General features: G+C 64.3%; 11 protein-coding genes and 1 tRNA gene. 6 read left to right on the top strand and 6 right to left on the bottom strand.

Features of this window, described 5'->3' with window-relative positions; translation table 11 throughout:
- Positions 1 to 12 precede the first annotated feature (12 nt).
- From pdeM to AC1DS0_RS12985, 3 genes are all read left to right on the top strand, one after another.
- A complete protein-coding gene (gene pdeM, locus AC1DS0_RS12995) occupies positions 13 to 675 on the top strand; it encodes a ligase-associated DNA damage response endonuclease PdeM (protein ID WP_476814834.1) in 663 nt (220 codons plus the stop codon).
- 194 nt (positions 676 to 869) lie between these two features.
- Positions 870 to 944: transfer RNA gene (locus AC1DS0_RS12990), tRNA-Thr, on the top strand.
- Between the two features lie 189 nt (positions 945 to 1,133).
- Positions 1,134 to 1,463: a very short patch repair endonuclease gene (locus AC1DS0_RS12985; protein ID WP_476814749.1), complete on the top strand. Its 330-nt coding sequence runs from the start codon at positions 1,134 to 1,136 to the stop codon at positions 1,461 to 1,463.
- 428 nt (positions 1,464 to 1,891) lie between these two features.
- Here the strand turns inward: AC1DS0_RS12985 and AC1DS0_RS12980 are convergent, their stop codons facing one another.
- Genes AC1DS0_RS12980 through AC1DS0_RS12970 form a run of 3 tightly spaced genes read right to left on the bottom strand, consistent with a single transcriptional unit; the run spans position 1,892 to position 17,249 of the window.
- On the bottom strand, positions 1,892 to 2,374 hold the full coding sequence (locus AC1DS0_RS12980; RefSeq protein WP_476814748.1) for a hypothetical protein: 483 nt from the start codon (positions 2,372 to 2,374) through the stop codon (positions 1,892 to 1,894).
- 17 nt (positions 2,375 to 2,391) lie between these two features.
- On the bottom strand, positions 2,392 to 8,193 hold the full coding sequence (locus AC1DS0_RS12975) for a hypothetical protein (protein ID WP_476814747.1): 5,802 nt from the start codon (positions 8,191 to 8,193) through the stop codon (positions 2,392 to 2,394).
- A gap of 14 nt (positions 8,194 to 8,207) precedes the next feature.
- Entirely contained in the window at positions 8,208 to 17,249 is a 9,042-nt protein-coding gene (locus tag AC1DS0_RS12970) for a hypothetical protein (RefSeq protein ID WP_476814746.1), read from the bottom strand.
- 646 nt (positions 17,250 to 17,895) lie between these two features.
- Between AC1DS0_RS12970 and AC1DS0_RS12965 the strand changes: the two genes are divergently transcribed.
- Positions 17,896 to 18,516 carry a DUF5675 family protein gene (locus tag AC1DS0_RS12965; RefSeq protein WP_476814745.1) on the top strand — a complete coding sequence of 207 codons (621 nt, stop codon included), beginning with the start codon at positions 17,896 to 17,898 and terminating at the stop codon, positions 18,514 to 18,516.
- A gap of 313 nt (positions 18,517 to 18,829) precedes the next feature.
- Here AC1DS0_RS12965 and AC1DS0_RS12960 read toward each other — a convergent pair whose 3' ends face one another.
- Genes AC1DS0_RS12960 through fepB form a run of 3 tightly spaced genes read right to left on the bottom strand, consistent with a single transcriptional unit; the run spans position 18,830 to position 21,824 of the window.
- Complete coding sequence (locus AC1DS0_RS12960; RefSeq protein WP_476814744.1) at positions 18,830 to 19,861, bottom strand: FecCD family ABC transporter permease; 1,032 nt, start codon at positions 19,859 to 19,861, stop codon at positions 18,830 to 18,832.
- Positions 19,858 to 20,862: a FecCD family ABC transporter permease gene (locus tag AC1DS0_RS12955; RefSeq protein WP_476814743.1), complete on the bottom strand. Its 1,005-nt coding sequence runs from the start codon at positions 20,860 to 20,862 to the stop codon at positions 19,858 to 19,860. Before AC1DS0_RS12955 ends, AC1DS0_RS12960 begins: the two co-directional genes overlap by 4 nt.
- Positions 20,859 to 21,824 (bottom strand): Fe2+-enterobactin ABC transporter substrate-binding protein, encoded by a 966-nt coding sequence (fepB, locus tag AC1DS0_RS12950; protein WP_476814742.1) that lies wholly within the window; start codon positions 21,822 to 21,824, stop codon positions 20,859 to 20,861. Before fepB ends, AC1DS0_RS12955 begins: the two co-directional genes overlap by 4 nt.
- 236 nt (positions 21,825 to 22,060) lie before the next feature.
- On the opposite strand from fepB, the gene AC1DS0_RS12945 reads away from it, so the two are divergent.
- A complete protein-coding gene (locus AC1DS0_RS12945; RefSeq protein ID WP_476814741.1) occupies positions 22,061 to 22,900 on the top strand; it encodes an ABC transporter ATP-binding protein in 840 nt (279 codons plus the stop codon).
- Positions 22,897 to 24,177, top strand: a complete 1,281-nt coding sequence (locus AC1DS0_RS12940) for an NtaA/DmoA family FMN-dependent monooxygenase (RefSeq protein WP_476814833.1) — start codon at positions 22,897 to 22,899, stop codon at positions 24,175 to 24,177. Before AC1DS0_RS12945 ends, AC1DS0_RS12940 begins: the two co-directional genes overlap by 4 nt.
- The last annotated feature ends 3 nt before the right edge of the window (positions 24,178 to 24,180 follow it).

Raw genomic sequence — 24,180 nt, 5'->3', positions numbered from 1 at the left:
GCCGAGGCGTTCATGCTCGGCCGGCTGGCTGTCGTGCCCGACCTTTCCGGCGCGCTCTATCTGCCGGACGAGCGCACGCTCGTCGTCGCCGATCTGCATCTGGAGAAAGGCTCGGCCTATGCCGCCCGTGGCGTGCTGCTGCCGCCCTATGATTCCGCTGCGACGCTGCGGCTGCTCGGCGCCGCGATCCTGCGCTACCAGCCGGCACGCGTGATCGCGCTCGGCGATTCCTTCCATGATCGCGGCGCCGAGGCGCGGATCGACGAGAGTTGCCTTGCGACACTGCGGGCCTTCCAGGCCGGCCGCGACTGGCTCTGGGTCAGCGGCAACCACGATCCTGCGATCTCGGCCGCGATGGGCGGCACCGTAGCCGACGAACTCGATCTGCGCGGCGTCAGGCTGCGGCACGAGCCGAGCCCTGCCGGTGCGCTGCCCGAGATCGCCGGGCATCTGCATCCTGCCGCCAAGGTCCGCATGCGCGGCCGGGCGCTCCGCCGACGCTGCTTTGCGCTGTCGGCGAGCCGCTGCGTCATGCCGGCGATGGGCGCCTATGCCGGCGGCCTCAATGTCCGCGACGCCGCCTTCCGACCCCTTTTCGGCTTGGGCTTCTCAGCCCAGCTTCTTGGCGACGGCAGGCTCTTCCGCATCGACCAGCGCCTGCTGCTGCCGGATTGAAAGCAGACAGGGGTCGCACCTGTGACCCCTCCCGTGTGAAGGGAGCGCTCAGGCGTCCTTCATTTTCATGTGCAGGGATATGTGCGTAACAGGTTGCGTCGAGGCGGGGCTTGTGGCATCAGGACGCCGCTTCGGAACGGCGCGGCGCCTTCCGGGTCCTCAAGTGACCTGAAACGCCAGCATATCCCGGTCCTGCTGCGGTAGCTCAGTGGTAGAGCACTCCATTGGTAATGGAGAGGTCGAGAGTTCAATCCTCTCTCGCAGCACCAGCCTTTCTCCTTGAAATCGTTGAAGAGCTTGACCCGGCGGGGCTTCCGTCCATCCTGACGTTACAAAACTCGTAACAATCAGGTGGCGAGGCATGGCCGGGAAGGTCCAGTATCTCCTCAATCGGGACGGCCGCTTTTACCTCCAGCTTGTGACCCACTGGTACAACATGGCGAAAGGGACGCGCAGCGATGCACAAATGCGCGAGTTGCTTCGGCTCCATACAACAGCCCGGAGGGCTAGCTGTGGTCACGGAGACTGATGCAAAGCGGAGCGCCTTGATGTCCCGAATTCGATCGGGAAATACCCGACCAGAGATTGCCGTTCGGAAGCAGCTGCATGCCCTCGGCTACCGATTCCGGCTCCACCGCCGCGATCTTCCTGGAAACCCTGACATTGTCCTGCCGCGCCACAAAATCGCGATCTTCGTACACGGGTGCTTCTGGCATCAGCATGAGGGGTGCAAGCTCGCTTCGAAGCCAAAAAACGCGGCAGGACTATTGGACTCCAAAACTTGCTAGAAACATCGAACGCGATCGCCTGGCACAATCAGCACTCGCCGAACTCGGCTGGCGCGTAGAAATTGTTTGGGAATGCGAAGCGCGAAAGCCGGATGAACTCAAACGGAAAGTCTCGGCCGCAGTGTCTCCAACGGGGGAGCGGTAAGGGCGGACGAGTGCGCGATGTCGCGGCACTCCTTCATTTTGGTACCTCGGGTCCGACTTGGCCGACACGCAAGAGCATAGCCGCTTACCGCCTAGGAAGATCAACAGCCCACGCTCCTGCGGAACCCAACAAAGCGGATATTGCTTCCGCGAACTCGAACAAAATCTCGGTCGCCACATCGTTACAATATTCTATTTAAGCTATTGATTATATTCAGATATAAGCCAGTTCAATCCTTTGTCGCAGCACGAGCCCATCACGCCGCTAGCAAGCGCAGCACCGCTCAGCAGGAAGCGCCTTTCTCGCATTTGATCGCCAGTGAGGTATTCACATCGTCTTCGGCATTGTAGTCGGGCATCTCGTTGTAAGGCCGCTGGCCACAGCAGCCGAAAGCGCGCCGTGCGTGAATGATCCAGAATCGCTTTAGTTTTCCTGATGCGACCTGCCCCTTGGCTCTGTCCTCATCATCTTTTGACCAAGGCAATGATAGCTTCGAATCGTCTGGTTCAACCAACACAAGCGAGAAAATATCGGGAGATCGTTCAATCCGGGCGACGCATTGCTGACCACGATCCAGCAAGGCTACAAGCCGCGCCGGATAAGGTACGGCGGCCAAGCGGGCTTTCTTCTGCTGCAGGAGCGCCGGGATACGGCCGTCATTGGTGCAGAAGTCCGGACCGCAGGTGCAGGCATTCTGGGCAGTTGCGCCCCTCGGCAGCAGCAGGACGGCAATGGCGAGGATTGGCAAGAGCAGTGTGTGCATCATCGTGACCTTTCATGCGATTATCGGGTTTTCGCGCTAGGCGACCCGGCCTGAGCCGGCGGCGACAGCGTGACACGTGCGGCGAAACGGGGACCGGACACCACCAGCGCCTCGTTCTCCGGGGACCGCGTATCCTCCGGCACGAACGGTTCGGAGAGGTACGTCGCTGGCTGGGTTGCTTCGACCTCCTCGACGAGCACGGAGTAGACGACACCAGCTCCAGCCCCGAGGGGCTCCTCGTCGAGATCGAACGCGGTCGTCCACGTCAACTCGCCATTGTCTGCAGCGGCCGTCGGTGAAATCGCAGCATGAGGAATGGGGCGCTCGGGGTCCGCGCAAGCCTCTTTACGTTTGAGCTCGAGTCTGCCGGTCAGCTCGGCTTGATCGCGCGGGATCCAGGTGCGTTCCGCAAATGGGCTGAACCCCTCCGCGGCTCCGTCGCAACCCTGCCCAAGCCGGGCAACCTCCTCGACGCCATTCTCGTGCCGGCGCAGAATCGAGATCTTCATAAGCGGCCGATGAAGCCAGCTGTCGATCCGCAGCGTATCGTGGCCCCGCGCACCGCGCGCCGAGAACCGCTTTGCCGCGCCGGACACGATCACCTGGACTCTTTTTTTCGCATTCTTGTCGAGCCGCACGGTGACGGTGCGGGCGTTTAGTATCTGCGCCCACTCGACGACCGGCTGCGAGACCCTGAGCTCGGCCGGGGCATTGGGCTGGTAGCGTACCAAGCCGAGCCGCACGAACGGATCCGGCGTCGCACCGGGCTTGATCGCGACGTCGACAAACCATGTTTCACTGTCGATGTCGAAACGTGGAACATAGGTCAGCAATGCGACCGTCAGCCGATCCGGCTCGCCGCCGTCGACCGCGCCCCGGTCCACCGGCAGAGGCAACGGCATGCTCGCCCGCGGAACATATACATGCTCGATCGCATCGGCGTCCGCAGCAAGAACGTCGAATGCCTCCGCGCCACTGGGCGGTGCGTCGGCATGGAACGCCGCGCCCTGCAGATCGGCGAAAGCCGATAGCGGCATGATCCATTCCAGCCCCCGGATTCCGCCCTTGGTCGGATCGGCGCCCCAGCGGCTGACATAGGCGCCGCCAGGTCCGAGATCGAGATCGGACCAGCCGCCAAGATCAATGTCGGGCTGTTCGCCGAACATCGCGACGTCATAGCCGCGCGAGACCGTTCGGCCCGATGGATCAACGCTGCAGGCGTGAAGGTCGGGCGGCCACAGCACGATGCCGAGGCGCTCCCCCGCACCGGAGCTGAACCAAGGCCGCCGCATGCGAAGCCGCAGCTTGGCGATCCGCTGGACCACGAAAACACCGGCCTCCTCGGACGGCGACTCGGTCAGCGCGAAGGCGGGCAGGATCGTCAGCGGCTCAACGCGCGAGGGCTCCTTCGCCGCTTCGAGCGCCACCCGGACCGGCTGAGTCGTCAGGACGCTTTCCACATTGTCGCCATTGGGCACGCTCTCCTCGCCGACCGGCCGGCTCGCTCGCTTGAGGACGTCCCCTTTCGCATTCCGGAAGCACCATCCCGTCCGCCCCCCAGCGCGAACCTGCAGCGTCACAATGCGCGCCCGCGTGTCCGCGATGCGAAAGGGACGGCTGGCGCGCGCGATATTGGCATCGTCGGGCTTGGCTTCGTCGGATGCGGCCTGAATCCGTGACAGGTCGCGCGGCGCCGGCGCTTCATCGGGTGAAGGGACATCTTCGTCAACACGAAGAAGGATCGCGCGCTCCTCATCGAAGCGCACTCTCCCGTCGCTGCACACGTTGAAGCCATAAATATCCTTGGCATCGACTCTCCCGTTGGAAATCGGACTCCGCGGCCAAAGCCCGCGCGCGACTTCGTCTGTCGAGCGGCGGCGCCTTTCATCGTCGAAGCTTCCCGACATCAGCCCGATGCCGCTGGCCTCGACCTCCAAAAAGCCGGTCGTCCAGCGATCCACGCCGACGGTCCCGCTGACAAACACGCCGCTGGTAGCGGTCGGTCCAGCAGGCGACTCCCCTCCGGGCGTCGCGGGCCCGGCCTTGACGGCCTCGACCGCCTTGGCGGCGGCTGCCTCTCCCCTCGTCAGCGCGCGACGCTCCAGTCTCAGCGTCGGCCGAGGCGTGGGTGCTCCGGCCTCCATCACGAGTTCTGGCGCCCTGGCCGGCCTCAAGATGGCGTGGACAGCCTGGATGGTGGTACGCCCCGCGATCTCCGGCGTAACACGCTTGCGAGCAAGCTTGTGAATGTGTTCTCCCATGAGCGTCAAAGCGTCGACCGTCAGCCGCTGCTGGCCTTCGCAGCAAATCGTCCCCTTTGCAGTGCTCGAAGCGCCGCGGAGTTTTGCGAGCAGGTCACCCGCCTTCACATCAAGGGTCTTGGGGTCGATTGACTTGAGCCGGTCGGCGAACGCGCCGTGCTCCGTGCAGGCGAGGCCGGTTTTGGCGTCGAGCGCGACGACGAGCGTGGCGGATTGAACCACATCGAACCAGCGAACGAGATCGGCCTGCGTGGGCAAGCACCAGAGGTCGATCTCGAAACCTTCGCCGGGTGCGAGCGCCACTTCGACGCGGGTCGCCGCGATCCGGCCTGTCCGCTGCTCGGCGTGAATCCCATCGGCATCGAGCCAGACCGTGGCGGGCTGAGCAGCACTGGACAAGATATTGTCATCCCGAGACAAGGCAACGCCTTTGCCCATGTCGAGCCCGAGAATATTGTTCTGGCGTGGGGCAGCGGCGAGCGCATCGGCGGCGCAGAAATCCAGAACTATCGGCCTGACCTCCGGAAAGGCGATCTTGCCGGGCCGCAAGGGAACGACCAGTGGCTTGCCGGGCAGCAGGTGCCCGGCCATATCGCGCGCGGCAATGACGACGTAGCTCGCGGCGGGATCGGGATAATAGGGAGCCGGCCGCTCGCTGGTGTTCGAGGCTGCCTTGGGCTGAAAGACGGCGTCACCACTTTCCGACGAAACCCCATCGGCGAAGGCGCCGTTGCTGCTCATCGTCCGACCCCAGACCGGAAATCCCCCGGCTGCGGGACGATCATAATCGACGTCCCGGAGACCGCCGGGAGGGCCGCTCCAACGGGGCCCCTTGTTCGTCCCGGCATAGCTTTCCAGTTTTGTCACACCAGCGAAGCATCGGTGCCGATCGGCGAACTGGGCCGAAACCGCGGGGGGAACGACAACGCGATGTGTCCTGCTCCGAGGCGAATAGCGAACTTGATCAGGCGTGTCCGGAGACTTGGCGGCCTCCTTCTTGAACGCATCCTTAGGCTTGAACACTTCGGGCTTCGCCCCGGGCTCCGAGCGGAAGACCGCCAGCCGCGACGATTCTCGCAAGCCATCCGAAAGACCATCGAAGTTTCGCTTGAGGATCGCGAGTGGCGTCGTCAACAGCGGCGCCGCGATCGACTCGTGGCGCAAGAAGCGTCGGGGTCCCGCGCTCTTCGGCGGGAGCACGACGCGCTCCTCATTGGCTTTAATATAGCATGTGCCCGCTGGATCTAGACGGCGGACGATCCCTCCTGCGAGGCTCGGCGCCAAGCCAACGCTATAGCCATGCGAAAAGCAGAGCTGCGGAATCCGCCATGCATCCTGCATCGTTTTTCCGGCTTCCTGGCTCAGACTGTAGAGCTGGCTCAAGCGTAGAGCCGAGGGGGCCGACAAGGCGATCGCACCACTCTCCGGATCGACTCCGATCGGCGGGCCCTGCCATTGGCCGACGATGTCCTCGACATCCGCAGTCTTACCTTCTTCCGGCTTTCCATTCGCACCGAGGCGGTCAGACACGCGTGTCGGCATCAGAAGGAGTGCCCCGTCATAGGCGGCGCGATCGTCACGGGAGGGGATCAGCCGGCTGAGCAGGGCTTCGAGTTCGCGCCAACCGACGACGCCATCGACGCAACCCGCCTCATCACCGAAGCGGATCGAGCGATTGCACAGCGAACGCCAGATGAAATTGCCCTGGCCACCAGGCCGCACGGCGACATCGAGGCGATAGCCGACCGTCAAATCCTCCGCATCGATTACGATCGCTTCCAATACGGCACCCTCGCGGATACGGCTGCGGACCGCTTGGCCTATGGCAGCGCCTTGGCGCCAGCGGTCGATCAATGCCAACCCCGCCGTCCTCAGCGTGAGCAGATCGCGCCCATCGGCTGCCGTGCTGCGGTTCTCGGTCGCCGCAACCACATCTAACGTGATCAGATCAAAACGCGGGTTCACGCCGCCGGTCGCAGCGGATCCAACGCCGAGATCGACAACACCGTCGACTTGCGGCAACGCCCCCTGAGCGATGAGCTCGTTTCGCTCGCTGATGTTGTCTGACAGGGCCGTGAAGAGATCGATCTCGGCGCGAGAACAAGCCCAGATATCTTCGGCGGACACATCTAGCCGGAACTTCGTGGCGGTCCAGACCCGCCGCTGCGCCTGCAGTTTCGGAAGTGCCGCCGCTAGGAAGCCGAAGTGCGAATAGCCGGTGACACCAAGGCGCTCTGGAAAGGCGTGCCATTGCTCGCCGGGGATGAGAAACTGTTCTAAGGGAACGAGGATATCGACGGTCAGGTTGAACAACCGCGCGAGGCTCGGCTGACTTTGAATAGCCTGCAGCCGGTCGAGGAGCGCCTTGTCGACATCGTTGAGTTTCGCGCGCTCCCTTTCGAAGGCAGCATTCTTGGCAACTTCCTTCGATTTGTCGGTTGGGTCGAGATCGGCGTTGGTTAGGCGATTGGGATCCGACGAAGCCAGAGCGTGGCGGTTCTTAGCCTGCTCGATATCGCGGGCAATCTCCGCTTCTTTAGCTGCAGCTTCTTTGGCGTCGGCGACCTTTTTGAGACAGCTATTCGCACTCTGAAGCGGTGTCAGGCACTCCAGCATGTCGCGATAGGCTTTCGCAAGCTCGGACCTGCTGGTGGTCGTGTTACGTTTCCCTTCGCGCTCCGCGATACCCTGGGCGACCTTGCGCTGCGCCTCGCGCGTCTCCTGCTGCTGTTTTTGCTGCTTCTCGATATCGGCGGCCGCCTGCTCGTCCGCGGACTTGCTGTAGTCCGGCAGCGGCACGTTTTTCTCCCGCGCCACCAGATTGCACTCGTCACTGCGATGGCCACAGCCGCCTCTGGCGAGGGCGCTGACACGCTTGACCAGCCCGAGCCCACGTTCGAGAGACAGCAGCATCGCCGCTTCGCCGCGGCCGACCCCGGCAATGTCGAGTGCGTTCTTGTCATCGCCCAGCTGATAGCGCTGCTGGACCGCATCATCGCCGCGCTGCGCCAAGAGCTCGACAAGACGCTCCCAGTCCGACCTTTCACCCGGTGCGACGAGTTCGCGCCATAGTCCGTCGATACGACCGGTATCGTGCAACCGTTGCTTCTGCCACTCAGCAAATATCAGCGGTTTGGCTGAGACCGTTCGATGATCATAGAAAAGAGCGCGGTGAGCCCATAACGACTTGGCAGAAGCAGGCTCAGGAGCAGCGCGAGGAGCATCGATATTATCATCGACTCGCGTCAGAAGCAGTTGAATGGGCGTTTTTGTACTTGAACCCGGAGCCGGTGTGTCACTGGCGCGCAACAAATTCTCGATATCCGCCGGCCAGTTCGCCAGATCGACAGTCAAGCCGCAGCTAGCGGCTCTTTTTCCCGCCACCGGCGACAACTGCAGGGCAGCACGCATGGCGCGCCAGGATTTTCCCTGCCCATCCTTGACCGTGACGACTCCAGCAGGAACGATCCGGATGGCCACCCCGACCGGGATCGGGTTTGCTTCATGAGGCAATATTGGTCGGTAGTGCGATTGCCCGGCGGGCCCTGGTGCGTCGAACATGACCGGCACTCCGTTCAGCAGAAGCTCTCATTCGTCAGTTTCGGATCGAAGTAGCCGGCATAGCCGAGCCAATCCTGTGTTTGCCTGGGCCCGTCGACGCAGATTGCTGGGCCCCCGTTTTTGCACTGGCACAGGGGCGCCGAAAGCGTTGCCGGACCCAAGGCAGCGTATTCGGCCGCAGGCAGGATTCCCGCAAAACCCGTCGCCCCATCGCCGAGCAGCGCTCGTTGTCCGGCTGGCGCGGGCGCCTGCTGATCCGCTCCGGAGGCATCCTTGGTGCCCATCCGAGCACCCTGATTGCAGTAAACGTCGACCCGGAACTCGATGTCGTCGAAGCCGAGCGAGAACGAAAACGTGTAGGTCGCGACGCCCTGCATCTGGCCGCCGCGATAGGTCAATCTCACCATCAGCGAGGTTGAGAAGCCGAAGCAGGCGATATGGACGGCGCCGCGAGCCATGAAGTTGACGCCGACCTCGGGCTGGCTGCCACGCTGGGCCCGCAAATAGACGCCGAACGTGATCTGCAACGTGCCGGACAGCGGGCCGAAGCCGAGCGTGGCGACACCGCCATAGTCGAAGCTGCATTCGAGCCCGATGAAGCCCTTCGCATTGGCGATCAGCGCCAGATAGCCGCCTCCGCCGAAGATGGTCGAGGAGATCAGGAAAGGCGCGTCCGACCGCCCGATCGAGACTACGAACTCGGCCTCGCTGTCGCTGAACGGGAGGCGGGCGGCGGCATTCAGCGTGACGTTCGAGAAGCTGAGCGCGCCGACGCCGAAGCAGCCGAGATTGACCCCGTAGCCGGCCTCGAGCCCGGGCTTGTCAGACAGCAGCTTGACATAGGGCCCATCGCCTGACGGAGACAGGAAGGACTGCAGCTGTTTCAGATACTCCGCCTGCGGCCCGATCACGACATTGGTGAACCTGACGTCGAACTTGGTCGGCTGGCCGGTGCCAGAGGTGAAGTCGAGCCCGCTGAAGTTGATCGTGACGACGTGGAAGCTGCCGAAGAGCTGGATGCCGAACGGCCCCATATGGGCGGCGACCTTGATCTCGGGCGTCCGGAGCGGCCGGAGCAGGTCGACGACGGTGCGTGTCGCGATCTCGAGGCGTGTCTCGCGTTCGGGAATGAAGATGCCGCCAACGGCGTTCATCTGGGTGGACAGGTCATAGGACAGCGTCTGCTTGCTCGGAACGAGCTCCCTGATCAGGGTCTCGATCTCTCGGCGGAAACCGCGCAGATCGAGCGCCTCGACCACGACCACCTTGAGGAAGGTGGCATCGACGGCGCCGAAGCGCTCGAAGAGCCGAGCCAGAGCGGGCTTGCCGTCCCAGATCCTGACGAGTTCATCGAGATGCGGGACGGCCTTGGTCGGGTCGCCGGCCAGGCTGCCCACGACGGCATCGACGAGCTCCCTTTCTCGCCTGAGCAGTTCATTCGGTCCCTGCGGCCCGGGCCAGGGCACATCGAGCAGGCCGTATTGCTCGGACAACCCGAACTGCGTGCGTATGACGGCGAGCAAGCGCCGGATCAGCAGATTGCTCTCGCCAGCGGCCTTGACGCTCGCATTGATCGTATCGCGGAGCTTCTGCAGGTCGGCATACAGGCCCGCAAGCAGCTTGAACGGAGACTGCGCCCCAGCGCCGATCAGCGAGATCAGCTTGCCGAAGATTGACGTGAAGGTAGCCCGGGCGAGGTCGAGCAATTCCAGCCCCGCTCGTGCGAGGCGCCCCTCGATCTCGGCGAGAACCTTGTTGCCGATCTCGTCAATGAGCTGCCGCGCCTGCACCAACTCCTTCCTGACGGCATCCTTCAGCTCGGCCTGGGCTGTCGTCGGCAGATTCTGAGCACGATCTGTCAGCGTCTTGACCGCCCCCCCGATTGCCTGTGGCTGGCCTTCGAGCGCCTTTGGCAGTTTCTCGACTTGCCCGGCGATGTCCCTCAGCGCGGCGGCCGTCCCCCCAAGCGGATTCTCTATCTCTGCAGCGACAGCCTTCAGTCCGGAGGCGAGCGTGCCGCATCCGGCTCCGATCTGGGCGCTGGTGCGAGAGAGGAGCGTCAGCGGAACGACCCGCCCCGTCGCGTCCGCTACGAGGGAGAGAAGCTTCTGTGCCGCCTCGCGTTTTACCGTGTTGCCCAGTTCGTCCAGCAGCTCCGGCAGAACGGCCTCGACCTCCGTGCCGATCCTCGCGAAGTCCACGAGCACCGCCTTGTGGAACTGCACGGCAGCACGCAGCAGGAAAGCAACCTCCTTCTTCGGAAGTTCGCACGCACCGGGTGGCGTCGCCGTCAGGAGTTCCAGCGAGACCAGAACCTCGTGGAGATTGAGGAGCGCCTTCTCGGTTGCGGCGAGTGGTCCCTCGAGCCGCGTCTTGTGCTCGTTCGCGAGACCCTGACTCCCCCTGATTTCTCCGGCGAGCTTCGCGAAATCTTTGCGTGCCTGGTCCACCACAGCCGCAACTGGCAGCAACAGCCGGATGGCATCACGCAGGCCGGCCATCAGCGCGTCGCAGACGCCGGCGGCCCTGGCGAAGGCAGCCTTGGCAGCTTCGCCGGCGCCGACACGGCCTAGCAGCCGCAGGGCCGGCGCGCTCATTTTCAGGATCCGCGCGAAGTTCGCAGCGTGATCCTTGGACGCCCCCTCCAGTTCCCGGATCAGTTTCCTACCATCGGCATAGGCCGAGAGCACCGGCTCCAGCTCATCGGACAGCAGCAGCCGCAGCGCCGCCCCGGTGTCGCCGACAATACTCTCCAGCAGAGCGGCGATCTGCGCGACACGTTTCTTTTCGGCGGCTGTCAGGGAGTGCTTCTTGCCCCCCTCGATCTCGAACTCGAACTCCTTGCCGTCCGCATCCTTCTTCTCGGTCAACTCCTTCAGCTTCGCGGCGAACCTGGTCGGAAGTTCCTTGAGCCGCGCTCCGACATGGGGGTCATCCATGATCGCAGCGTCGACGACCTCCTTAGCCGCTTGGCGCGCGACCGCCTCGACAGCTGCCCGCTCTTTCTCGGACGCCAGCGCGACGACGGCCGCCACCAGCCTCTCCCTCACGCTCGCGGCCGCGGCCTCCTTGATCTCGTCAAGGATCAATCTGGGCAGGTTGTCGAGATTGGCGATGGTCTTGACGGCATCGCGAATATCTTCAGCCTTGTTGCGCAGGTCCCGCAAAGCGGTGAGCTGGGCGCCCGACATGGCGGCGAGAGGATCGCGGCCGATGCGCTCGATCGTCCGCACCAGGCGGCGCCCTGCCTCGTGAATCAATGAAAGCGATGCGAAGAACACCGCGTCGGCCTTGATGGGGTCGGCAGCTTCATCGAGCGCCTTGCGCAGGCTCGCGAGATCGACTCCAAGTTGCGGGTAGGCCTTGCCCAGGGACAAGTCCTGCCCATTCAGATTCACCTCGCGCCGCGCGATCTCGCGCCAGGCTGCATCGAGCCGATCCGCCGCCGCCATGGCCGGCGTGATGACGGTGTCGACCAGCACCGTCCGGACTTCCCCCCCAGCCTCCTTCAGCGTCGCCGAGCCGTAGTCGACCGCTTCCTTCAGCACGGGGTAGTTGCTGAAGAGTCCAGCCGCCTCGGTGGCGATCTTGACCACCTGCTTAAGCTCCACGATGCCGAGCAGCTTCGCCGAGGCCGGAAAGACTTCCTTCGGGTCGCCGCTCGGCTGCTTGGCCGGCACGGCCCTGGCATAGTCTTCGGCCTTTTCTTCTTTCGGCTTAGGTATTGCTTCTTTCGATTGATCCTTTGCCTGGTTTGGCAGCTCTGCTCTGCTGTTGTCTTCAAGTGGCGGCACCGTCTGCAACGGCGTTCCTGCCGCCTGCTCGGCCTTGGTGCTGAGCGGTCCCAACGTGCCGGAAATGCCGATGATGTTCATCTCCGGCCGTACCATGGCGCCAGCCTGGTCGCCCTTGGCGCCGAATGTCAGCCCGAGCGACTTGCTGTGGACACCGAGATAGATGTCAGAGGGATTGTCCTTCGACTTCTGGCCTCCTCCACCAGCCACGAGGTCGGGCTCGTCGCCGAAACCATGGGCGACATAGTCGCCATCAAAGAAGACCTCGCCCCAGAGCGGCCCCTGCTGGCCCGTGAAGCGTTCGACCTGCACCAGCCGGCAATTGGCTCGCTCGACAAACGGATAGAAGGGAGGCTGGTCGAGCCCCTCCATGAAGCTGTCGCGGGTGAAGAGCCTGTTGTCGAGAGTGCGCGCTCCGTTGTCCGCGACAGTGAACGATCGTGCCTCACGCCCTTCTGCCTTGATGATCCACCAATCGGTTTCATAGCTGGTGTCGCCGGGCTTGCGCTCGGGCGCCATTACCACCGGCTGGCCGAGGCGGCCGAGCCTTCTCGTCGGCGAAACACCGGCTGAATTGGGGACCAGATCATTGTAGTACTCCGCCAGCCCCGCCATGGTCGCCGGATCATTGGCGGCAGTGTTGTCAACGAAGATCAGCGGCAACTTGACCGCAACCGCCTCCGTTCCCATCCGCATCTCGAACCAGACCTCGGCCCCCCTCCGCTTTGCAGTGCGCGGCCAGAAGCAAAGCCCCGTGCCATTGCGGGGGTCGCCCTTGTCCTGCGGGAGGTTGCTGAGCCAGATGCGGCCATTCGGCTCGGTGTGGGCGCTTGCATTGCCAAAAACCTGCTCCTGCTTTGTATCCGTCGGATCGACCAAATCCGGCGTCCTCCGCGTCAGGATCGTCACCTTGTCGCTCGGGAAGCGACGGCCGCGATTGGGCTGGCCATGGGCGGGGAACGTCTTCTCCGGCTCGCCAATCCGCAGGAACATGCGCTGGGTCAGGACCGCGACAGGCGGGCCATTGGGGGTCACCGCCTCGAAGCGCCGCTCGGTCAGCTTGACCAGGCTGGCGCGGTGGCCGATCGGAAACAGGAAGCCCTTGTAGACGACCTCGACGACGACATCGCGGCCGAGCACCGTCCGTTGGCGCCAGCGCTCGATCGACAGCGCGTCGAACAAATTCTCCACCGTCGATCCGCGCTTGCGCCGGGCCGAGGCCGGCGGGACGAACGCGGTGTCGACATCGAGGTTGCCACCCAGCGCGCTGAGCGACAGCTCGCTGACCGTCAGGGGCTTCGGGCGATAGATCGCGCTGAGATCGACGTTTTTGCCGCCTACGTTGTCGGGTTCGATATCGCTCAGCCAGAATCCGGGCGGCGGGTCGAGCTGGCTGCCCTGCGGGTCGATCGCCCCGCTCGCCTGGCGGCGGCCGAGAACGGGCAAGCCATGAACCGAGCTCAGCGCCACGAGTTCGTGGCGATCATAGGCGTCCAGCCCCGTACGGAAACGCGGAATGCCGAGGATGTCGCCCGAGCCGCTGCGGATGCCCGCAGAACGCGGAATCGCCCAGGGCGCGAAGGGGCCACGGGGCGGCGCGGCCGGCTCATCCGTCGAGAGCAGCGCCTCCGGCCTGAAATCCGGTGACCACACGGCCCTGACGCCGCCGGCTTCGCCATCGCCGAGCAACCGCGCGGTCCAGAGTTCGCGCATGGCCTGGCCGGAGCCCTCTCCCTGGCATACGCCGCCAAGCTGGACGAGATCGCGCCAGATACCGGCCGACGGCGTCTTCCAGGTCGCGTCCTGGGCCGGCGAGAGAAACAGGCGGAAGGGCAACTCCAGAGCGGTCTCGAACGGATCCGGGGCTCGATTTGCCGATGCATGCACCTCCGCCAGGCGCTGGGCTGCCGAGAGGCGGCTCGTGCGTGGCGCCTTTGGCTGCGGGTCCTTGATCCAGCCCTTCTGCTCCCGGTCGGCCGCGCGGGTGCTGTGGTCGCTGGAGGACAGGCCCTGGAAACGCAGAATCTCGGCATCGTCGAGCGAGGCACGACGTTGCCAGCGCGCCGGCAGCCTCCCTCCCTGCGACGGAGTGCCCTGCCAGGATGGCGCCTGCATCAGGCGCTCGGCCCGGCGGACCACGGCCATGTCCATGCCGCCCCAGTTGGTCAGCCCTTCGACCGAGAACGGAATCCGGCCACCAGCACGCTCCGGCTCGAAATCGTCGCAGTTGATCCGGAAGGCGATGCGGCTCGGGCCGGACAAGCGCGCTTCCGTGACCTCCTCGAACTTTTCCTCGCCGTCGTCCTGCAGCTTGCGCCACTCGTCGACGAATTTTACCAGCTCGGGATTGAGCTTGCTCTTTACGCCTCCGAACCAGTTCTTACCGCGATATTCGCCCGCCTCCTGTTGTCCGGCTCCCGGCGGATTCAGCTTGGCCTTGGCGGCGAAGCTCAACCGGAAATAGGCATAATCCGCATCGCGCCGATCCTTGGCTCGCTCGATCTCGGCGATCGCCTCAGCGGATTGGGTATAGTGTTCCGGCTTGTCCGGCCAAACCACGTCGAGCGGGGGGAGCGGATCGGTCTTCTTCTGGTACCGTGCCAGGATGGCATTACGCACCTGCGGGTCGATCTCGACATCCGGCACGTCGGGTTCGGAAGCGCCGGCCCTTTCGTTCCGCGCCTTGGCCTCCTCCATCGCCCGAAGGATGTCGATCGCGATCCGACGCGCATCGGGGTCGAGGAATTCAGCACCGACAAAGATCCTCTGTTCCTTCGGCAGGCGCGCATTCTTGGTAGTGGTGAAGAAGCGGTTGTCGAAGCCCGTATTCCAATCGTCGTTGGGCGAAGCTGCGGGACGCTCGGCAACCGACGCATCCGGCCAACCGATCGCGGCTTGGCGCATAGCCAAGCGCGCCTTCAACCGGTCTGCGGCGCTCGTCGATGCCTGAGGAACGCCGGCCGACCGCGCCGCCAAGCCGAGCAACCGCCGCGCCGATGCGCCAGAGCCGTCGCGCTGACGCCATTGCTTCGGGCGCCTCAATATCTGCAGCGCCTCGTCGAACGCGTCCTTCTTGGTCGGCTCGGCGGTGAGCCGCGGCAGATCCGGCGGCAGCCTCAGCTGCCTGAAATAGGCGCGCTCGGCGACATGCTGCGGCGGGAACTCCACAACGAGCATCGGCCGCTCGTCGCGCGCCGGCACGGACCCAGGCGCGCTTCCAGCGGCGGGCGCGCGGCAGGCACGCCGCTCTCCCGCGGGCGCCAGGAAAGCGGCGCGGCCCTTTTGGGGCGGCCAAGGAACCGTCAGAACTAAGTCAGCGAAGCGGAATTTCAGCGACAGCAGATCGCTGGGCCTCAGCAAGGTCAGGCGGGCCCGGTCCAAATGAAATTCAGCCGCAGCAACACCGGCGTAGATATCACGCGCCCGCCTCGCGAGCGGCGGTGACGGAGCAGGCCCAAGCGGCATGACGACATCGGCGGCTCCGAGCGCAGCTAGGGCGGGAAGCTTGTCCGACAAGGCAGGCACCAGCATGAGGACCTCGGCCTCGTTGAACTCGAGCCGAGATACATGCGTGCCGGGGACGGCGACGAAATTGGGTTCAGGGGTCTGCAGCGTGCCGGGGACGGCGGCCGAAGTGAGCTTCGGCCCGTGCGGTGCGCCGGACATGCCGGCCGCCGGCGCCGGCTCGAGACGCTCGGGCACGTCGATCGCCGCGCTGTGCAAGGCAAGCCTCGCCCGGAAATCGCTGAGCACCCGACGCTGCTTGTCACTCTCGTCGAATGCCTCGATCTCGATGCCCGGTTTGCGCAAGGCCTGGCCGGGCTTGCCAGCGGAAGCAGGCAGTGCCGAGACGATCAGGCTGCCGAGACTGCTCCGAAACGCATGTTCCTTACTTGCCGGCTCAAGGGAAAAGCGGCTCAGTACGCGCTTCTGCACCAACTGCCGCGTAAATCGCAGCACAGAGACATCAAATGGCCCTTCACTCTTGCCTGCGAGGCCATCGCGCAGCCAGAGTCGGCCCATCGGCCGGCTCTGTTCGATTGACAACTCGCAGCCGGCAATGGCCCGGCTCGGGTCACCTTGATGCTGTAGGGCTGCCACCAGCCGCGGCATTGATCCGTTGGCCAAATCAAGATCGAGCGCGGCAACGAGGGACCACCCCTTGTCGGTGCGGGTGGCGAGGTCGAAAGAGCTCAATACCACTCGCCGGCCGGCCTTGTTCTCGCCGGTGAAGCCGACGATACCGCGCACTTCCCCATGCAGGCCATCGGTCACGCCTTCTTTGCCGCCGGCGTCCATGGCAGGCAGCTCCGCGTCGAAATGAAGCGGAAGGGGCCTGATCTGTACGGCCGCGCCGGTCTCGCCGGCGCCAGGCTGCCCCGCCTTGGCGGCGCCGGAAGCCGCGAAACGCGCGTCATCGCGCCAACCTTGATCGGAGCGGAGTCGGCGCAGTTTGAGCTCGCCGAACTCCAGAGGAATATCAAGGATGTATAGCTTACGCGCGATATCATTCGGCGAGCTGGCCTTATAGGCTGACAGGATGCTCCAGCCGAAATCCCGGTCGATCGACAGGTTGACCGCTGTGTCTGCCTGGATGCGCAGCCCGAACAGGCTCTTCAGGAGCCCTTCCGTCTGCGCAGCCGGCACCGGCACGATAAGAGCCTCGCCCTTGCCTGAGCCGTCCGCAGATTGAATGAAATCGTTGAGCTTGACCGCCGCCGAGCTCAACTGACTCGCCCGGGCCCACCACGGCCCGATCGTGACGGCAACCGTCCAAGGCGCGGTCACGTCAGGTCGCTTGAAGGTCACGACGATCTGAAAGAGGCGGTTCTCCTTGCCGGGGAAGGACGCGCTGTCGATCGTCAATCCCCATCGCAGTGGCAGGCGCTCCGAGCTTTGCGCGTCCGGCGACGCCCCCTGGCTTTGGTGCTGAAAATGCTGGTGGTCGATCAGGAACGAGGCGCGGGGACCAAAGTCTCGACGGCGCCAACGCAGCCGAACAGGACTGGGTGTGCAGTTTGCGCTCGACGGCTCGGCTTTGCCTTCCCGCGGCGGCTCCGGGCATCTCGCGACTTCCACGAGTTCGACCGTGTCGCGCAGCGCGTCGTCGACAAAGCGAAGCACATAGTGCTCGGTTGGAGGGTTCTGCGCTCTGGCAACGGCTTGAGCGGCGACGAATGTCCCGCCGCCGATGAGAACACTCCTTCTTGTCGGGGTCAGGCGCGATGGCCGGCCCGCTTCTGACTTCGTCGAGATCGTCATGCCCCCCCACCACCCAATCACATCGAATGCGCGCTTGGTTTTGAACAGCGAAAAAGCACTCAACTCAGTTTATTTCGCATTATTCTTAGACAACTACCTCCAAAAATTCCATACTTACATTTATTAGCCAGAGAATCTAAGATAAAAATAAGAATCCATTCTTCCTATTATTAAACATAGATCCACTATTACTAGTTTCGCTATCATCCTAGGGAGCCTTCGAATAGGCACAACCTCTCATATATCTCGCGCATAATATGATATTATGCAATTTCAGGATGTTTTTTACTACCTAAGCGTGCGCACCGGGATAGCATCGTCAGCCGTCTCAACCCCTGACCTGCAGTAGTTGACTTTGCGTCATATTTTGTCAAATACTATCTTTTGGCTGACGCAGCATCGCCGAAGGCGCGCGGCGTTTCTAATTCTGCTGGGACGTATTGATCTCTTAAAATTTTTAATATTCAAGAACATATTTTGATACCTATATTTAGATACTTCAACTTGTTGCAAAAGCCAGCTACATTTGAATATAAAATTCAGACTATAGTATATAATTTTGGACTGCATTTTAGCCAATCCCTAATGTAGGACAGTAATACGAAACAGAACTCGAGAGGGATGATTTATGTTGAGGAGAACATTTTTGAGCGGTTCTCTGCTGGCGATGGGCGCGCCTGTAGCTGTATCCGCTCAAGGGGTCTGCAGGGCGGATGGTCCTACGCCGGAAGAGATTTTGGCAGATTTGCTGAGGCCAGCATCTGAAAAGCCCCGACTAAAAACCTTTAACATCGAGGTGAAACGGGGCTCGGTGACGCGCTTCACCGGGAAACGCGCAGACGGCTCGGAGGCCAGCGAGGATGGAGTTTCCGGACAGCTACTTCTGAATGGACAGATGATCGGGGATACGCTGGAAAATGACAAACTCAAGATTAAATCAGGAAAATACCCAGGCTTCATGCGTTATGTATCAAGCAGAAATTTCGTTCAGGGGCCTTTTGGCGTGATGGCAAATGTCGGTGATTTCCTGCTGGCCGTAGGCAAGACCGAACCTCGAACAAACATTCTCTTCCATGGCGGGACGAAGCCCTGGCATTCGACAGGATGCATCCTTCTCGGAGCCATTAAATCGAAGAAGGACGATAAGGGGAATGTGACGCGCTGGGTCGAAGAAACAAGCGCGCTTCGGACTCTCAGAACGTCGTTTTATGGCGCCGAAACCCCAAGCGCGTGCCCAAACTTGCCGATCTGGATCGAGATTGGTTAATCGCCGGAAGGACCCTCCAACCGGCAAACAGGAGCGTCAAGAGTCTGTACGCCCATCGGCATGGCTCCTGCCGATGTTGCAGGCGGAATTGCCGGTGCTGCTCGCGGCTTCGGCTACCGATGCAGTGGTGTCCTTCGCATTCCCGGTGTTAACGGGCCATGCAGACGGTCGTTACATCGTTACAAGATCTCCCATAAACTATTGTTTTTATTGATTAACAAGCCAGTTCAATCCTCTCTCGCAGCACCAGCCCTTCCGGCCTTCGCTTTATTATCCAGATTATCCAGGCAGATGCAGCGGCTTATCCAGCCGCTCAGACCCTCTCGTCGCGAGCCAGCCGCCAGAGGAGATAAATCCCGCCCAGGAGCCCGGTCATCAGGCCGATAGGCAGGTTGAGGCCGGACGGGACGCGCTGGCTGACCAGGTCCGCAGCCAGCAGCAGGACTGCCCCCATCGCCGCGCCGGGCAGCAGCGGCACATCCGGCGCGCGGCACAGGCGTCGCGCGAGCTGTGGGCCGGCCAAAGCGATGAAGGCGATCGGCCCGGCCGCGGCCGTTGCCATCGCGGTCAGGCCGACGGCCGTCATCACCATGGCAAGCCGCGTGCGTTCGACGGGGACGCCGAGCTGGCTGGCGGCATCGTCACCCATTTCGAGCAGTGCGAGGCGCCGGGCATTCAGGAGCGCGACCGGCACGATCAGCACCAGGCCGAGAGCGGCCGGGGCGGCATGGGACCAGCTGCGCGCCGCCAGTGAGCCCGCCAGCCAGATCTGGGCGGAGATCGAGCGATCAAGGTCGCTCGCCACAAGCAGGATCGTATTGACGCCGGACAGGGTCGCGCCGACGCCGATGCCGACCAGCACGAGCCGGTAGCCGCCGGTGACGCGCCCCTTCAACGCGAGCAGGAAGACGAGCGCTGCGGTCGACATGCCCGACAGCACCGCCGCCAGCGCGACAGCGAAAGGATCGGCACCGAACAGAATGATCTGCACGATCGCGCCCGTCGCCGCTCCGGTGGTGAAGCCGATGATATCGGGCGAGCCGAGGGCGTTGCGCGAGATCGACTGGAAGATCGCGCCGGCCATGCCGAGCGCCGCCCCGACGCAAGCCGCGGTGACGACACGCGGCAGACGCAGGCTCCATACGACCCGCTCAGCCATCGGGTTGTCGCCCCTACCGAACAAGGCTGCGACGACCTCGGCCGGCGTGAAGGCGAGCGTACCCGTACCGAGCAGGACGACGGCGAGGGCAAGAGCTGTTCCGGCAAGCGCCGCGCAGACCAGCGCAGTGCGCGGCCGCCAGCGCAGCGAGAACGAACCGACCCTGAACGTTGAGGACGCGCTCACGGCCGGCTCACCCGGAAACGGCGCACGGCCATGATGAAAAAGGGGCCGCCGAGCAGCGTCGCGACAATGCCGGCGGCGATCTCGGACGGGGCGGCGACCACACGCCCGATCACATCGGCGCCGAGCAGGAGCAGCGCGGCAAAGAGCGCCGAGCAAGGCAGGATCCAGCGATGATCCGGGCCGACGAGCGAGCGCGCCAGATGCGGCGCGATCAGGCCGACGAAGCCGATCGGCCCGGCCGCGGCGGTGGCGGCGCCGGCCAGCAGCATCACCGCGAGGCAGGCCGACAGCCAGATCGTACGCGGCGCAGCTCCGAGCGCCTTGCCGAGTTCCTGCCCCAGCGCCAGGACGTTGAGACCACCGACGATCGACAAGGCGACGCCAAAGCCTGCCGCGACGCCGACAGCCAGCACGACGGCGGCTTCGAAGCTCGCCCCCTCGACCGAGCCGGCGGCCCAATGGCGGAAATTGTCGAAGGCGATGGGCGAAGCGTTGATCACCATGATGCCGGTGATCGCACCGAGCACGATCGAGAGCCCGGCGCCGGCTAGGACGAGCCGGACGGGATTGGTCCCGGTCTCGTGCGCCCGCCCGAGCAGGAACACGACGGCACCGGCAAGGCCGGCTCCGAGCGCGGCGAGCCAGACATAATGGATCGGCCGCGTCAGACCGAGCAGGGTCACCCCGAGCACGACGGCGACGGCAGCGCCGGCATTGATGCCGAGCAGGCCCGGCTCGGCCAGGGCATTGCGGGTGACAGCCTGCATGATCGCCCCAGCGAGGCCGAGCGCCGCGCCGGCGAGAACGGCCGTGATCAGCCGCGGCACCCGCAACTGCCAGACGACCAGATGCAGATCATTGCCGGGATCATAGGCCCGCAGCGCGGCGAGAACAGTGGCGGGCTCGATCGGCCGCGAGCCGATCGCCAGGCTCGCCAGCGCCAGCGCGGCGAGCGCGATGAGGCCGATGGCGAGCCACCACCGGCGCCTATGCCATCTCATCGCTTGGCGAAGCTCTCGCGCAGCCGCTCGATGATCTGGTGCCCGGAATAGGGATCGATGCGGAAGGAGGTCAGCCCCAGCGGATAGACCCGCTTGCCGGCGACCGCCGGGTGATTGGCGAGCACCGGCTCGGCCAGGAAGGCTTCGACGTCCTTCTGCGTCGCGCGCAGAAGGAGGACAGTGTCAGCGGCGATCGCGGCCGAGAGGTTCTCGCGCGAGAAGAACTCGAAATCCGAGGGACGCGCCGAATTCGGCTTCAGCTCCGGCGGCAGGCCGACGACCTCGAAGCCCAGCGCCGAGGCGAGCTTGGAAACCGGGCTCGCGGTCCGTGCCACCGAATAGCTGCCGGCGATGTTGTAGCCGACGATGCTGGCCTTCGTGCCCTTCGCGGCGATGGCGGCCGCTGCGGCGGCGAGATCGGCATCGAAGCGGGCGATCGCGGCCGCCGCTTCCCTTTCTAGGCCCGTCGCCGCGCCAAGCTCAGTTGCGAGTTCCTGCCAACTCCGGCTCGAGTAATCGACCACCAGGGTCGGCACGCCGAGCGCTTCCAGCTCCGCCCGATGCTGGAGGATGCTGTCGGCGCCGGTGGTCGAGGCGATCACCAGGTCCGGTTTCCAGCCGAGCACCGCCTCGATGTCGAATTTCAGGTTGGGATAGAGCACCTTGACGCCACGCTTGTCGGCATCGGCAGCCCATTGCGAGAAGAAGCCCTTGGCGTCGGTGAGCGGGCTCGGCGTCGTCGCCGTGCTCGCCAGCAGGGGCGCCTCGATCGCCAGCAGGATGCCGGTGACGCTCGGTGTGGTCGAGACGATGCGCAGCGGCTTGCTGGCAAGCGTCAATTCGCCGGCGACATGCCGGATGGTACGGGGCCAGCCAGCCTCCTGGCTCCGGGCCGGCTGGCCAATCCCGCTCAGGGCAGCCGCGATGGTGATGATGGCGATGAAGAGCTTGATGAGGGGCATCGTCGATATCTTGGCGGTGTCGGCCTGCGGATCGGGAGCCTGGCCCGACCACGACACCACGTGTCAGCGCACAGGCATGTCATTCCTCATGACGGATCGTATCCCGCCATGCAATATGGACGTGGATCAGGGAGTCAGTTATCGAACGTAAAGCCGCTGGCGGTGACTGCTTTACCACAACTAGAGCCGAAAGGGATGCCGTCGAAAGCCACGATTCCGACGACATCGACTGTAGATTGGAAGAATTGAAAAGTACTTCGCGACCCGATCCCCGCCTTCACGCCGATGCGCTGACGCTCCGCTACGAGGCGCGCACGATCTCGACCGGCCTCTCGGTCGCGATCGCCGATGGCTCGTTCACCGTGATCGTCGGACCCAATGCCTGCGGCAAGTCGACCCTGCTGCGGGCCCTGTCGCGCTTGCTCACGCCGGCCGCCGGCCAGGTGATCCTCGACGGACGGCAGATCGGCGAGCGGCCGGCCAAGGAGGTTGCGCGGCGCCTCGGCCTCCTGCCGCAGAGCGCGATCGCGCCTGACGGCATCAGCGTCGCCGACCTCGTCGCCCGCGGCCGCTATCCGCATCAGTCCTTCCTGCGGCAATGGTCGAGGGCGGATGAAGCGGCGGTCGCCGCCGCGATGCGGGCAACGCGCGTCGACACGCTTTCGACGCGGCCGGTCGACGAGCTTTCCGGCGGCCAACGCCAGCGGGTCTGGATCGCGATGGTGCTGGCGCAGGAGACGCCGATCCTGCTGCTCGACGAGCCCACGACCTTCCTCGACATCGCCCACCAGATCGAACTGCTCGACCTGCTCGCCGAGCTCAATGCGCAGGGGCGGACGATCGTCGCGGTGCTGCACGACCTCAACCAGGCCTGCCGCTACGCCTCGCATCTCGTCGCGATGAAGGACGGCGCGATCGTCGCCGAGGGCGGCCCGGCGGGCATCGTCACGGCCGAGCTGATCGAAGAGGTCTTCGGCCTGCCCTGCATCGTCATCCCCGATCCGATCGCGGGAACCCCGCTCATCGTACCCAGGGGACAAGGGCGAGCAGCGCACTCCAGCGACCGGTCGAACTGACCATGGCAAAGCAGCTTCACATCGGATTGAGCCTGACGCCGACCTGGCTGAAAGGCAGGACGGCGGATGATCCGGACGCTCGGCCGGCCCGCGATCCCGTCGCGTTCAACCTCGCGCTGACCCGGATGGCGGAACAGGCCAAGCTCGATTTTGTCTTCAAGCCCGACTACCTCCTGCTGCACCCGGGCGCCGCCGGCAGCGGCTTCGTCGGCCTCGACCCGACGCTGCTGCTGTCCGCACTCGCTTACCAGACCGACAGGATCGGCCTCGTCACCACCGTCTCGACCAGCTTCAACCCGCCTTTCGTGGTGGCGCGCCAGATCCAGTCGCTGCACTGGATCAGCCGGGGGCGGGTCGGCCTCAACATCGTCACCTCGATCGAGGGCGCGGAGAATTTCGGCGATGCACCGATGCCGCCGCCGGAGGTCCGCTACCGCAAGGCCGCCGAGTTCACTGAAGTTATGCGCAAGCTCTGGCAGAGCTATCCACATGAGGCGCTGACGGGCACGGCACTGAGCGCCGCGATCGACCACCGCGGCGAGTTTTTCAGCGTGAAAGGGCCGCTCAACGTGCCCGGCCACGCGGCGGGGCTACCGCCCCTGTTCCAGGCCGGCGCCTCCGATGTCGGGCGCGACTTCGCCTCCTCGATCGCCGACGCGACCTTCGCCGCCATGCCCGACCGCGAGGCCGGCATCGAATTGCGCGGCGACCTGCGCCGGCGCGCGCAGGGGCATGGCCGCAGCCCGGATTCAGTGCGGGTGCTGCCGGGCTTGCATTTCTTCCTCGCCGAGACACGCGAAGAGGCTTGGGCGCTGCATGCGCGGGCGCACGCTCATCTCTCAGCAGAGCAGCGCCGCAAAATGGTGAAGTCCGTCCTCGGGCTCGACCTTGGCGACCTGCCGCCCGAGGCGCGGGTGACGCCGGAGCTGCTGCCGCCCCTCGATACGCCGGTGCGCAGCCGCACCCATGCCGAGCTGCTGCGCCGCTTCATCGAAACGAACGAGCCGACCGTGGCGGAGGTGCTGGCGCGGCCGGAAGTCGTCGGCTCGGCCCATTGGGTCTGCGTCGGAAGCGTCGACGACGTCCTCGCCGAGATCACCGACTGGTTCAAGGCGGGGGCGATCGACGGCTTCATCGCGATCCCCGGCGGCTCCATGCAATCGCTGCGCCTGTTCATGGAGGAGCTGGTGCCGGCGCTGGCGCGACGGGGCCTGTTCCGCAGCGACTATGAGGGCACGACGCTGCGCCAGCATCTGCGGATCGACGCGGAGCAGTGATGC

It is taken from the genome of Allobosea sp. P4_H5 (assembly GCF_056400825.1).
The sequence above is the reverse complement of the archived record's forward strand: the minus strand, read 5'-3'. Positions and strand labels throughout refer to the sequence as shown.